Source organism: uncultured Chitinophaga sp., assembly GCF_937874145.1.
GTDB lineage: Bacteria > Bacteroidota > Bacteroidia > Chitinophagales > Chitinophagaceae > Chitinophaga.
Genome location: NZ_CALNBI010000066.1, coordinates 1 through 13,068 on the forward strand (window position 1 = coordinate 1; position 13,068 = coordinate 13,068).

Below are 13,068 nucleotides of genomic sequence, written 5' to 3' on the forward strand. Positions count from 1 at the left end.
GCACGAAGCAGCTGCTGACCGTACGGGGCCTCGCACCGGGCGAGCGCGTCACGGTCACCTACCGCGGCAAGCGGGTCTCGGCCAGGGCCGCGAACCGCGCCCGCGACATCTTATCTCCACAAACCGCCGCGCCCGCCGCCGATCATCTTTTCATCCGTGCCGATGATAAGTTCATTCGGATCGAATGGGCGGATATCCTTTATGTGGAAGGCATGGAGAATTACGTGCGCATCCATACCGCAGGCGGGATGTTCATCACCCACGCCACCCTCAAATCCGTGCTGGAACATCTCCCCGACCCGCCGTTCCTGCAGATCCATAAATCCTATATCGTCAATGCCGCGAAGATCACCGGCATCGAAGGCAATGTGATCGAGCTGGGGAAGGTGCAGGTGCCTTTGTCGCGCACGTTGCGGGAGTCCGTCCTGGAGCGCCTGCTGCGCGACCGGCTGCTGAAAAAATGAGGCAAAAACGGCTCATGGCCGCCGGCAATATCCCGCAGCACGGCTTTTCCGGGATTTTTTTCCTATATTTACACCTTCCTTTGCCATTTTCAGCCAACACTCTACAGCCATAAAACCCGCATCCATTGTGCCTCTTGACGTATATCGCATACATATATGGTGAATATTCTATTGATTGAAGACGAGCCGAACGTGATCTCGCTCATCCAGCGGGGCCTTCACGCAGAGGAATACGCCGTGAGCGTAGCGATGGACGGCCCCTCCGGCCTGGAAGCTTTCCGCCGGCAGGCCTACGGCCTCGTCATACTCGACATTATGCTGCCCGGCATGAACGGGCTCGACGTTTGCCGCGCCATCCGCCAGGCCGATGCCCATACGCCCGTGCTCATCCTCAGCGCCCTGGGCACCACGGAAGACATTGTGACCGGGCTCGATACGCTGGCCGACGACTACCTCGTAAAGCCTTTCAAGCTCGCAGAGCTGAGCGCGCGCATCCGCACCCTTACCCGCCGCGCCACCAAACCCCAGGCGCCACAGAACGCACTGCGGCTGGCCGACCTGGTGGTGGACCTGGATAAGAAGTCGGTATGGCGCGCCTCCAAATCCATCGTGCTCACCGCCACCGAATTCCGGTTGCTCGAATGCCTCCTCCGCAGCCGCGGCAATGTACTGTCGCGCGTGCAGATCCTCGAAGAAGTATGGGGCATCGATTTTAACATGGGCACCAACGTGGTGGACGTTTACATCAATTATTTAAGAAAAAAGATCGACAAGCATTTCACACCCCGCCTCATCCACACCGTCATAGGCATGGGGTATGCCATGCGCGAACAATATCATGAAGATCCGGTATAAGCTCACGCTGGTGTTTACCGGCCTGATGGCCGCCATCATCCTGCTGCTCAGCATTTTCATCTATGTATTTTCCGTACAAAACGTACGGCAATCGTTCTTCAAGCGGCTCGAAAAAAGCGCCGCCATCATCGGGCACGCCACGCTGGAAGAAGACGAGCGCAGCACCGCCATTTATTATGAAGTGAAGGAAAAGCACCTGCAAGACCTTCCCAACGAAAAAGTTTACGTTCTCCGCATCAAAAAAGGCGCCACCGGCCTCCGGTACCCTTCTCCCCTCCCGCTGCCGGACGATTTCTACACCCGCGTTATCCGCGAAGGCAAAGCCCATCAGCAGCTCGCGGGGCTGTCGTACGCCGGGATGTATTTCAAAGACACCACTCACCCTGAAGACCTCATGGTGATCACCTACGCCGGCGACCTCTACGGCAGCCAGGAACTGGGGCACCTGCGGTTCCTGCTCATGTCGGGATGGGTTCTGGCAGTTGGGCTGGTATTCACGATCAGCATATTGTTCTCCCGCCAGATCTTCCGGCCCGTGCGGGAGATCATCCGCGAGGTGGACAACATCAATGCCCAAAACCTCAACCTGCGCCTGCCGAAGGGCAACGGGAAAGACGAGATATCCGAGCTGGCGGCCACTTTCAACGGCATGCTCGACCGCCTGGAAACCGCCTTCCGCATCCAGAGCAACTTCATCGGCAACGCCTCCCATTCCCTGCGCACACCGCTGACCATCATCGGCGGCGAAGCCGAACTGGCGCTGTCGCGCATGGACCCGGGGCATGAACTCGGGTACTCGTTCCAGGTGATCATGCAGGAAAGCGAAAAGCTCCGGCAGATCGTCAACAGCCTGCTGAGCCTCGCCGCCACGGGGTACGACGGCAAGCGGGAATATTATGAAAACGTGCGGATCGACGAGCTGCTGTGGACCGTCAAGGAAGAAGTGGACAACCTCGCGCCGGAGAACCAGGTGATCATCGATTACAACCAGCTGCCGGAAGATGAATGGTGGTTGTCGGTACGGGGAAACACGAACCTGCTGAACCTCGCGGTCACCAATGTTGTGCTCAATGCCTGCAAATATTCCGGAAATAACGTGGTGGTGATGAAGCTGACGGCGGACAACGACGGGATCGTGATTTCGGTGAAAGACATCGGCATCGGCATCCCGGCCACGGAGCTGGAGCAGATCTTCACGCCGTTTTTCCGCGCATCGAACACCGCGCTGTTCCAGGGTTACGGGCTGGGACTGTCGCTGAGCCTCAACATCGTGCGGCTGCATGGCGGCACGATACAGGTGTTTTCGGAAGAAGACAAAGGCACCGACGTGCGGGTGATCCTCCCCGCCGGGAGGCTCCCCGACGATTTCTAATCTCATTCTAATTCAATTCTTAGACCGTCTTAATACGGCGGCCGAAGCGGTAAAGCGCGCGGGCGCGGGGATCGTGATGATCAGCCGGCCGGGGAAGACGGTAGGATAATCTGCGGAAAGGATGTATTTTGACGCAAACCCAAACCCATGAGCGATTCCGTTGCCACCAGCAGGGCCCGCATGCCCGAAGGCACCAACACCGTCCTCGACCGCAGGACCGTCGAAACCGACAACAGCAACCTCCTTCCGCTGCTTCGTCCCGGCCTCCGTGTGCTGGACGCGGGATGCGGAACCGGCGCCATCACTGCGGGCATCGCGGAGCGTGTGGCGCCCGGCGGCAATGTTACGGGGATCGATACGGGAGAATTCCTGATCGCGCAGGCGCAGCAGCAGTTTGCAGGCGCGCCGGGTTTGCAGTTCGAAGTGGCGGACATCCATACCTTTGCGACAGCTGAAAAATTCGATCTCATCACCTCCGCCCGTGTGCTGCAGTGGCTGCCCGATCCCTTGCAAACGCTCCGTTGCATGAGGGCGCTCCTCCGCCCTGGCGGCATCGTTTCCATCCTCGATTACAACCACGAAAAAATCTCCTGGGCCCCCGCGCCTCCCGCCTCCATGCGCCGGTTCTACGATGCTTTCCTGCAATGGCGGAAAGACGCCGGCTTCGATAACGGCATCGCCGACCGGCTGGTGCACCTCTTCCGCGAAGCCGGTTTCACCCAAATCTCCACCCAATCCTGCCACGAAATATCCCTCGCCGGATCTCCGGAATTCAATGCCACCGCCGGTATCTGGACCAAAGTAGCGGCCTCCCGCGGCGTGCAGCTGGTCAATGACGGCTACGTAACCGAAGCCGAACGCCTCGCCGCCATGGAAGATTACGGCCAATGGGTGGCCGGCACGGGGAAGTCCATGCAGCTGTACCTCCTGGCTGTCAGCGGCCGGAACCCGGAATAATGCAGTAAGCGTTTCTGCAAATACGACAAAGCCGTCAGTGCGGGATCACGACAGCGAATCCATTGCACGTGAAGGCCATACGGCGCATTTACCACCCGGGATTGTCGCGTTCTGCCTGCATTTGTTGTATGGAACAGGCGTAATTTCAGGATATGAAAAACGGTCAACCCAAAGGGAAAATATCCGCCCGTTTTACGGCGCGGTTACAGCAAAGCGAAAGCAAAGGCGGCTGGACTTACCTTATCTGGCCCGATTCCGTAACCTTCTTCGGCACCCGCGGACTGGTGAAAGTCAGCGGGAAGATAGACGGGCACCCTTTCCGCAGTGCCTTCATGGCGCTGGGAAACGGTATGCACAAGCTGCCGGTCAAAGCGGAGCTGCGCGATGTGATCCGCAAATCCGCCGGCGACACGGTTTCTGTTTCGCTGGAAGAAAGATTGTAACGATTACAGCCCCAGGAACTTGAAGGGTTCCGCTTTCACGAAGTGCTTGCCTGCATCGCCGGCATAAGTTTCGTCCTTCGTCAGCGGCAGTTTGTGCACCGGCTGGCCCTGGGCGAAATTCACTTTCTTCAGATCCACCCAAAAAGTATTCGGCGTACGGGCCGTTTCGAAATAGTACACGAGATTTTTCTGGTCGGACACGGAGCGCCAGCGGGTAGACGAAATATTGGGCTGATCCGGCGTGGATATGCCCAGGGGCACCGAGCAATTGCGGATCACGCTGAATACGCTGGCCACGGCTTGCCGGGTATCGTCCGTTTTGGGAATGGCCTGGGCGTAGAAGGAAGCGCGCACGAAGCGGTCGGCCGCGCGGTTGGTGCCGGGCAACATCGTGGTGCCGCCGATCTCCTGCCAGTATTCGTTCAGGGCGAGTTGTTTTTCGAAGATGGGGGAATTGGTCATTACATTGTATTCCGGGCTGTGGTGGATATTGAGCTTGCCGCCCACATACTGGAAGATGGCATTGTCGCCCGAGGGGTCGGAGATGGACAGGTGCAGGTTCGCGAGGCGGTCCATGCCGGGGATCTTGTCCGTAACGATCACGAAGGTTTCCTGGCGGAGGGCGTCTACCGCTTCTTTCACCGTAGCGAAATTATCCAGCACGTACTGGCACCAGGCCGCGATCGTCAATCCCTGCTTCTGTGCCGTAAAAGCCGGGTATTCCGACTCGGCCAGGAAGAGCAGGTTGGCCACCAGCCCTTTTTCATTCATCCCGTCCGTCGTGGAAATATCGTATCCCGAAGCGATCACGCTGCCGTATTTGGCGGTCCACTTTACGGAATTGGGCCCCACTTCGCCGGTGCGCTGCATCCCCCGCGGGAACATCCAGAGATTGGTATGAATGTCTTCTTTCCAGTCCGTGAGCAGGGTTCCGTTCAGTCCTTTGTACACCACGCGGGTACAGGCGCTGCTTTCAGCCGCCGGGGTGCTTACGGCCAGCAATCCGCCCAGCAACAGGGTTCGCATAGAGAGTTTCATATTCACCTTTTCGTATACAACATTCCCCATCCCGGAAAGGTTCAGCCGTAGCCGCACACCTGAAAATCCGTACATTCGGTGCCGGATCATACCCCGCTTTTCCATGAAACAGGTTGATATCTACTTCCAACACCTCCCCGAACCGCAAAAAAGCTGCCTGCTTGCGCTGCACGCCATCATCCTGGCGCAGGACCCGCACATCACCGCCGAATGGAAATACGCCATGCCGTGCTATTGCTACAAAGGGAAAATGTTTTGCTTCATCCGGACCGACGCCAAAACGCAAACGCCCTACATCGGGATGGTGGAAGGGAAACGACTGGATTACCCCGGCCTCGAACAGGGCGACAGGGCACGCATGAAAGTCATGACGTTCGACCCGGAAGCGGATCTCCCGGTAACGATACTGCACAACATGCTGAACGAGGCCCTGGACTTCTACCGCAAAGGCCTTATCCCCGTTAAGAAAAAGTAAAGGTTAATCAACGCATTCATCGAGCAGGTACACGATCGATTCGTAGTTCTTGCCAACAGCTTCCGTCATGGCCATTTCGCAGGTTTTGGCGGAAGAGTAGTACCCGTCGTGGCAGCCGCCTTTCAGGTCATTGGCTTCGGGCCGCGTAGCGGAAGCGGTGAGCTCGGGGAAGAGGAATCCCCGGTCGCCGGCCATGCCGCAGCAGCCTGCATTTACCGGGATCGTGACGTTATCGGCCAGCGCCTTCGCCACTTGTGAAAATTTATTTTCGATCCCCATTTTCTGCAACGAGCACACCGGGTGCAGCGCGATGTTCGCTTTCTTACGTTTCACTTCCACCCGCGGCAAAACTTCTTCCAACAGATATTCGATGCTGTCGAGAATGCGCATGGCATCGAAGCGGGCTTTGTTTTCCGGCGTGAGCGCCGGGCGGCAGTCGCGCAGCGTGTGGGTGCAGGACGTAATATCGAGCACCACGGGCGAAAGGCCTTCCCGGGTCCATTTCCAGAGCTTTTCGATGGTGGCGTTGACGGTATGCGTGTATGCCGGACCGTAGCCTTTGGACGAATAGATCTGGCCGCAGCAGTTGCCGCCGATATCATTGGGTTGTATGAGGGAGATGCCCGCTTTGCGGGACACGGAAGCGAATGTTTCGGTGATCGTCTTTTTCCCTTTTTCCGAACCGCCCATGATGCGGTTGATGCAGGAAGGGAAATACACCGCCTTCGGACCTTCCACTTCCGCAACCGTAGCCGCGGCCGGAGGTTGCCAGCTGGAAGGCTGGAGATGGCTGCTCCACAACGGCATGGCGGGGATCACTTTGCGGATACCTTTGGTGAGGCCTGTCATCGCATGTTCCCCGAACACGCTGTTCACCGCCGAGCCGGCTTTGAGGCCCACCCATACGGCTTTGGATACGAAATTGAAATTCTTGGCCACCTGCAGCGCCACTTTATTCGCAAACGGGCTGTGGTTCTCGCGCCGCAGGCGCTTCACGAGCATGCCGGTATTGATGTCTACCGGGCAGGCCACGGCGCAGAGGCCGTCTACCGCGCAGGTATCGAGGCCATCGTATTGATATTCTTTCAGCAATTGCTGGTAGTCCTGTTTCCGGTTCTGGTGTTTGAGCTTCACCAGCGCGCGGCGCACCACGATGCGGCGGCGCGGCGTGAGGGTGAGGTTGCGGCTGGGACATTTGTATTCGCAGAAACCGCACTCCATGCATTTGTCCACTTCCTCCTCCACGCGCGGCAGTTCTTTGAGATTGCGAATGTGTGCTTCCTTGTCGGCATTGATCAGCACACCGGGGTTGAGGAGGTTTTCGGGATCGATGGCGGACTTCAGCGCTTTCATCACTTCGTAGATGCCGGGCCCCCATTCCGTTTCCACGAACGGCGCCATGTTGCGGCCCGTACCATGTTCGGCTTTGAGGGCGCCGTCGTATTTCCCGGCGATGAGCGTTACCACTTCGCGGATGAACGCATCGTACCGCTGGATTTCGGCGGGCGTATCGAACGATTGGGTCACTACGAAGTGGATGTTCCCGTCTTTGGCATGCCCGAAAATAATCGCGTTTTCATACCCGTATTTTGCGAAGAGCACCTGCAGGTCCAGGATGGCGTCGCCCAGGCGGGCTACCGGCACGGCGATGTCTTCGAGTATCACGGTGGTGCCGCTCTGGCGGACTGCTCCCACCGAAGGGAACATGCCTTTTCGGATCTTCCAGAGGTAGGCCTGCTCCACGGGGTTTTCCGTGAAAGTAGGCGGTACGATGAGGGAGATGGCGCCCACAAGCCCGAGGAACTTATCTTTCTTCACGGCCAGTTCTTCCTGCGTGTTGCCCTGGTATTCCACCAGCAGGGCCGCTGCCGGCTCGGGCAGGGTTTTCACCAGTGCGGGAATGCCGGGCAGATGCTCCACCGAGCGCAGCGAGGCCCTGTCCATCAGTTCCACCGCTTCCGCGCCGGATTCCGTAAGCGGAACGATGGCAGAGCAGGCGGTATGGATATCCGGGAAATAGAGCAGACCCGTGGATTTCTCGGGATAATCGGGAATGGTGCGCATCACCGCTTCGGAAATGAAGCCCAGCGTGCCTTCCGCGCCGACGAGCAAATGCGCGAGGATATCCAGCGGGTCGTCGAAATCGACGAATGCGTTCACGGAATAGCCCACCGTGTTCTTGGTGCGGTATTTGGCCCGGATGCGCTCGCGGATCTGTTCGTCGGCCCGCACGCTGTCACGCAGGCGGAGCAGGGTATCATGCAGGTCGCCGCAGTGTTCGCGGAACCGTTGGTAATCTTCCGGGTTTTCGGTGGTGAAGGTTAAGCCGTTCGGGAGGATGAAACGGATGTATTGCACCGTGTGGTAGGAATTTTTGCTGACGCCGCAGCACATGCCGCTGGCGTTGTTGGACAGGATGCCGCCCATCATGGCGGAGTTGATGCTGGCGGGGTCTGGACCGATCTTCTTGCCGAACTGCCGCAGCCGCGCATTCACGATCCCGCCGGTGATACCGGGCTGCACCCGCACGGTGGCGCCGTCGTTTTCGATCTTCATGGCCTGCCAGTGCTGGCTGAGATCGGCGAGGATGCCGTCGGTAACGGATTGGCCGGAAAGACTGGTGCCCGCTGCGCGGAAAGTAAGCGGGATCCGATGCTGATGGGAGAACCGGAACAACGCCTTCACTTCCTCTTCCCCCACCGGCTGAACAACGGCTTTGGGTTCCAGGTGGTAGAATCCCGCATCCGCGGCGTAAGATAAGATGTCGATCAGTCTCGTTTTAATGCGATCCGCCGGAAGAATCGCTTCCAATGCGCGTCCGATAGCCTCCATGTCCTGTCAGATTTGTTTCCTTGTAGAGATAAAAACACTCCAAGGTACGGGTTTGGCGGAAAATAGTCAATCTCCCGGCCGGGAAAGCTGGATTTAAGAGGCTATTCCTTCATTCCGGCGGGCGGAAGGGCATTACGGGCTATGTTTGTTGGAAAACCGGCCTGCGGTCGGCTATTTTTCGGAAAGAGGTTACGATAGCTTTATGATTCAATTATTCCTGCTGAAACCTGATTTCCCGGACGAACGGCTGTCCCTTCCGGGTCAGACGTACTACTGCCCCGACTGCGCCCGGATAGAGGGCATCCTGCATTATTACCCTTTCCTGCGCGACCGTATGGAGGTGATTTACGTGGACTTCCCCCGTCCCAGGGGCCCGCTGGCGGCGCTGCTGGGGCCTATGCACCAGAATTGCCCGGCGCTGGTATTTAGCCCGGAAGACGATCCCTGGCCGCTGAGCGGGCAGTTCACCTACGCCGGCGGGCGTCATTTCACGAACGATACGATGGTAATTGCGCGGTTTTTCGGGGAGAAGTGGGGCGTTTCGCTGCCGCATCCCTGAACCGGGCGTGTCCGTCCCTGCACGCCGCCTGTCCGATTCCGGACGTTTCCGGCAGGGGCCATTCCCCGGAAGGTGCGCCCCTGCCGGACCGCCACGGTTGGCATGCCGCTTGCCGCCTCTTCCGGCGCAACTTACCACCATGCTCACCAACTACATCAAAACGGCGAAAAGAAGCCTGCTGAAGCACCGCTTCCATTCCATCCTGAACATCACGGGGCTGGCCACCGGCATTGCCTTCGCCATGCTCGTGCTGGCCTATGTCTGGAGCGAGCTGCAGGTGAACCGCGGCCTGAAGAACGCTTCCCGCCAGCATATCCTGCTCAGCAAATGGAAAGATCCCAACATGGGCTTCGAACTGGCGACCTTCGGCAACCTGGCGGTGGCGCTGAAGGAAGAATATCCTTCGCTGGTGGCGGATTATTACCGGTTTGATGGGATTATCGGCCAGGTGAACGCGGGCGACAAGGCATTCCGCGAGAACCTCGCCGTGGGCGACAGCACCCTGCTGAAAATGTATGGATTCGAAGCTGTATCGGGCGACGCGCCGCGGGCGCTGGAAAACGCCGCGGCTGTGGTGATAACGGACCGGCTGGCGGATAAATTTTTCGGAGAAAAAGATGTGGCGGGACGAACGCTCGAAATCTCCAACTTCGCCGGGAAACGCCAGTTGTTTACCATTGGCGCGGTGATCAGGGAACCGGCGAAGAATAGCGTCACCTGCCTGGATGCGCGCAATGAAAATGGCATCTTCCTCCCCGCGGCGGCCCTTCCCTTTTTCGGCCGCGAGATGAATACCTGGAACAATCCGTTTATCGTTAACCTGGTGGAGCTCCGCGAAGGCGTTACGGCCGCCGATTTGGAAAAGCCCATGGCATCGCTGGTGAAGCGGCACACCGGGGCGGAAATGGCGGCGCAAGTGCGCGTGGAAGCGGTACCGTTGCAGGACTTTTACCTCAACAGCGGCAATGGCCTGGTGAAGCGGATGCTGTATACTTTGTCCGGCATTGCATTGTTTATCCTGCTGATGGCGATTATCAATTTTGTGAACCTTTCGGTGAGCAGGGCATCGTCGCGGATGAAGGAGATCGGGGTGCGCAAGGCGCTGGGCGGGCGCAGGAAGCAACTGATCTGGCAGTTTTTGGTGGAATCGGGCATGCTGGTACTGGTGGCCGCGGCGGTAGGGATCGGAATGTATTTCATCGTTAAAGGGCCCTGCGGTCAATTGCTGGGGAAGGAATTGCCGGGGCCGGGGGATTTCCCTGCTTACTTCATCGCCTTCCCGTTTGCGCTCGTGCTGGTAACGGGGCTCGCGGCGGGATTGTACCCGGCTTTCGTGCTGTCGTCGCTGCGGGTAACGGATTCCCTGAAAGGCAAACTGAAAGCATCACACGAAAAAACAGGCCTGCGCAAATCGCTCGTGGGTTTTCAATATCTCACGGCGGCGGTGGTGCTGGTGGCGGCATTCATCATCACCCGGCAGGTGCAGCTTTTCTTCAGCAACCAGCTGGGGTACGACAAATCTTATCTCGTCTCCCTCCCGCTCCCCCGCGACTGGACGCCCGAAGGCTATCAACGGATGCAAAACTTCCGGGGCCAGCTGTCGCAGCTGCCACAGGTGCAATCTGCTTCGGTTTCCTTTGAAATCCCAGACGGCAATAACGGCGGCAGCATTAATGTTTTCGGCAACGGCAGGGATTCCGCCAATGCCATCACGACGTACCAGTTATATGCCGATGAATATTACGGGCAGACGTACGGCATGCAATTGGCGGCGGGCCGCTTCTTCAACGATCCCGGCCAGCAAACGCCTGCCGGCGCTATTGTGATCAACGAAACGCTGTCGCGCCGCTTCGGATGGAATAACGCAGCCGACGCCATCGGGAAGCAGCTCCGCGTAGCGGGATTTACGGCTACACTCACAGTGGCCGGCGTGGTGAGGGATTTTCATTTCTCCTCGATGCAACAGGCAGTTCAACCGATCGTGTTCGTCCATCCCTCGGCCACCAACATTTACCGCTACATGTCGCTAAAGCTCGCACCCGGCGCCGGGATCGCGGCGCAGATGCAGGCCATCCGCGGGAAGTGGGAATCGCTGATGCCGGGTGCGCCGTTCGAATACAAGTTCACCGACGAGATGCTGGAACGCATGTACAATACGGAACTCCGCCTGAAATACGCGGCGTATACCGCTACTGGGTTGGCTTTGGTGATCGTGCTCCTCGGGGTGACGGGCCTCATATCCTTCAGCATCCAAAAACGGACGAAAGAGATCGGGGTGCGCAAAGTGCTGGGGGCTTCCGTCGGCAGCATCATCACGCTGTTTGTGAAGGAATTTTTGAAAGTGATCGCAGTGGCCATGCTGGTGGCGATCCCTGCGGCTTACTTCATCATGAACTATTGGCTGAATGATTATGTCTACCGCATCGGCATCACACCATACCCGTTCTTCGCAGCGTTTATGATGCTGGCGGCGGTTACGGCGGTGCTGATATTCGTGCAAACGTTCCGGGCGGCGAATGCCAACCCGGTAAAGAGCCTGCGGACGGAGTGATTATTTCCGTTTCCTGATTTCCTGGAGCATTAAAGGATAGGCAGGTCCGGGCATATTGCCGTGGTCGTAGCCGTCGAATTCGTAGAGATGGGTGTGTTTATGACCGGCGAGCCGCATCATGCGCGCCCAGTAAGCGTTTTCTTCGTAACGCCCCATCATTTCCTTCTCGCGGTCGCCGGTATAGAGGAACAGCGGCGGCGCATCGGCCCGCACGTGGTATAGGGGCGCAAACGCGTCGATGATAGGCTGGATCTCGGGGATTTTTCTTTCGTTGCGGATGGTGAAATGCGTGATCGCCTGCGAGCTGAAGGGGAACAATGCGGCGATGCGGTTCGCGTCGATCTGGTGGCGGGCCAGCCATTGTTTATCGAGCCCCACCATGGCAGTGAGGTAACCGCCGGCGGAATGCCCTGCTACATATATCCTCCCGGTATCGCCGCCGAACTCCGCCGCATGGCGGAAAGCCCAGGCTACCGCCGCAGCGGCGTCTTCAATATAAGCCGGGCAGCTCACTTTCGGGCTGAGCCGGTAATTCACCGCCATCACCACCACACCCTGGTTCATCAATTCCTTCGGCACGAACTTCTCCCCGCCCGTAATCCCTCCGCCATGAAACCACACGATGACCGGCAGTTTCGCGTTGCGGACGGGATAATACACATCCAGCACACAGCGCTCGCGCATATAGGCATCCTGCTCACCGCTGCGGTAAGCAAGGTTGTTCTTTCGTTGATATGAGAGGGTGTCCTGCGCGGATACAGCCAGGCCCAGCAGCAGGAAAAAGCAGCAAAACAGGTGTTTCATACCCGTTAAAATATAAAATTATCTCCGGAAAGCCGCATTACCACCAATCGGCATCTTCCACCACCTTACCATCTTTGTCGAACACCAGGCTCACATCCGGGTTGCCGTCGAGCTCAACCTGGTAGAGTTCCATTTTGTCACGGGTGATTTTTTCGGCGTCGTCGACTTTATAGCCTTTGTATTGGGAACGGATGGTTTTGAGGACCGGCGCGGGTAACTGCCCGGCACGAAGGTCGCACTTCCAGGCCAGGAGCCTGCCTTTCTGGTCGTAGAGGGCTTTGTGGTCCACGCGGGAAACGTCGAAATCGGCTTCCATGCGGTCGCCCTTACGCGCCCATTCCACTCCCTTGGCAGTGGGGAATTTCTTCTTGAAATTCTTCTCCACGGCGGCGGGCACGCCATGCGTCACGCGGACGTCCTGCGCAAAGGCTCCTGCGGAAATGCACAATAGTAGAATCAGCAATAACGGTTTCATTATCTAAAGATTTAATCATCTGAAGATACGAAATCCGGATTTTCAAACGGTACGGCTTTCCGCGCCTTCGTCCCGGCAATCCTTCACTTTGGGTTTGAGCATGACCAGCAGCATTACTACGGCAGCGAGGATCACGACCGACATCAGCGCGAAATCGCGCCCGAGGTTCCCCGCGTCGGTGGACCTGCCCAGCCAGCCGGTGATCAACGCGCCGGAAAACACGCCGCCCATGTTCATGATCCC

Annotated in this window: 12 protein-coding genes and 1 pseudogene; 8 read left to right on the forward strand and 5 right to left on the reverse strand. The window is 58.0% G+C overall.

The annotated features are described in order from the left end of the window. From Q0510_RS03020 to Q0510_RS03040, 5 genes are all read left to right on the forward strand, one after another. Positions 1 to 464: LytTR family DNA-binding domain-containing protein (locus tag Q0510_RS03020; protein ID WP_298708112.1), on the forward strand; the 464-nt coding region annotated here is incomplete at its 5' end. 156 nt (positions 465 to 620) lie between these two features. Next, positions 621 to 1,319: a response regulator transcription factor gene (locus Q0510_RS03025; RefSeq protein WP_298708114.1), complete on the forward strand. Its 699-nt coding sequence runs from the start codon at positions 621 to 623 to the stop codon at positions 1,317 to 1,319. Beyond that, complete coding sequence (locus Q0510_RS03030) at positions 1,303 to 2,691, forward strand: HAMP domain-containing sensor histidine kinase (RefSeq protein WP_298708116.1); 1,389 nt, start codon at positions 1,303 to 1,305, stop codon at positions 2,689 to 2,691. Before Q0510_RS03025 ends, Q0510_RS03030 begins: the two co-directional genes overlap by 17 nt. Positions 2,692 to 2,838: 147 nt before the next feature. After that, positions 2,839 to 3,648 (forward strand): class I SAM-dependent methyltransferase, encoded by an 810-nt coding sequence (locus Q0510_RS03035; protein ID WP_298708118.1) that lies wholly within the window; start codon positions 2,839 to 2,841, stop codon positions 3,646 to 3,648. 152 nt (positions 3,649 to 3,800) lie between these two features. Then, a complete protein-coding gene (locus tag Q0510_RS03040) occupies positions 3,801 to 4,091 on the forward strand; it encodes a DUF1905 domain-containing protein (RefSeq protein WP_298708120.1) in 291 nt (96 codons plus the stop codon). A gap of 3 nt (positions 4,092 to 4,094) precedes the next feature. Here the strand turns inward: Q0510_RS03040 and Q0510_RS03045 are convergent, their stop codons facing one another. Next, complete coding sequence (locus Q0510_RS03045; RefSeq protein WP_298708123.1) at positions 4,095 to 5,129, reverse strand: linear amide C-N hydrolase; 1,035 nt, start codon at positions 5,127 to 5,129, stop codon at positions 4,095 to 4,097. A gap of 103 nt (positions 5,130 to 5,232) precedes the next feature. Between Q0510_RS03045 and Q0510_RS03050 the strand changes: the two genes are divergently transcribed. Continuing rightward, on the forward strand, positions 5,233 to 5,604 hold the full coding sequence (locus Q0510_RS03050) for a DUF1801 domain-containing protein (RefSeq protein ID WP_298708125.1): 372 nt from the start codon (positions 5,233 to 5,235) through the stop codon (positions 5,602 to 5,604). 3 nt (positions 5,605 to 5,607) lie between these two features. Here the strand turns inward: Q0510_RS03050 and Q0510_RS03055 are convergent, their stop codons facing one another. Continuing rightward, positions 5,608 to 8,436 carry an FAD-binding and (Fe-S)-binding domain-containing protein gene (locus Q0510_RS03055; RefSeq protein ID WP_298708127.1) on the reverse strand — a complete coding sequence of 943 codons (2,829 nt, stop codon included), beginning with the start codon at positions 8,434 to 8,436 and terminating at the stop codon, positions 5,608 to 5,610. A gap of 202 nt (positions 8,437 to 8,638) precedes the next feature. On the opposite strand from Q0510_RS03055, the gene Q0510_RS03060 reads away from it, so the two are divergent. Continuing rightward, positions 8,639 to 8,995 carry a DUF3088 family protein gene (locus Q0510_RS03060; protein WP_298708129.1) on the forward strand — a complete coding sequence of 119 codons (357 nt, stop codon included), beginning with the start codon at positions 8,639 to 8,641 and terminating at the stop codon, positions 8,993 to 8,995. A 139-nt stretch (positions 8,996 to 9,134) separates the two neighbouring features. Further along, the gene (locus tag Q0510_RS03065; protein ID WP_298708131.1) at positions 9,135 to 11,546 is read left to right on the forward strand and encodes an ABC transporter permease; all 2,412 of its coding nucleotides are present in this window, start codon (positions 9,135 to 9,137) and stop codon (positions 11,544 to 11,546) included. Here the strand turns inward: Q0510_RS03065 and Q0510_RS03070 are convergent, their stop codons facing one another. From Q0510_RS03070 to Q0510_RS03080, 3 genes and pseudogenes are all read right to left on the reverse strand, one after another. Next, a complete protein-coding gene (locus tag Q0510_RS03070) occupies positions 11,547 to 12,350 on the reverse strand; it encodes an alpha/beta hydrolase (protein ID WP_298708134.1) in 804 nt (267 codons plus the stop codon). A 37-nt stretch (positions 12,351 to 12,387) separates the two neighbouring features. Then, on the reverse strand, positions 12,388 to 12,825 hold the full coding sequence (locus Q0510_RS03075; RefSeq protein ID WP_298708136.1) for a PepSY-like domain-containing protein: 438 nt from the start codon (positions 12,823 to 12,825) through the stop codon (positions 12,388 to 12,390). Positions 12,826 to 12,867: 42 nt separating this feature from the next. After that, positions 12,868 to 13,068: pseudogene (locus Q0510_RS03080) on the reverse strand (MFS transporter); the annotation flags it as partial.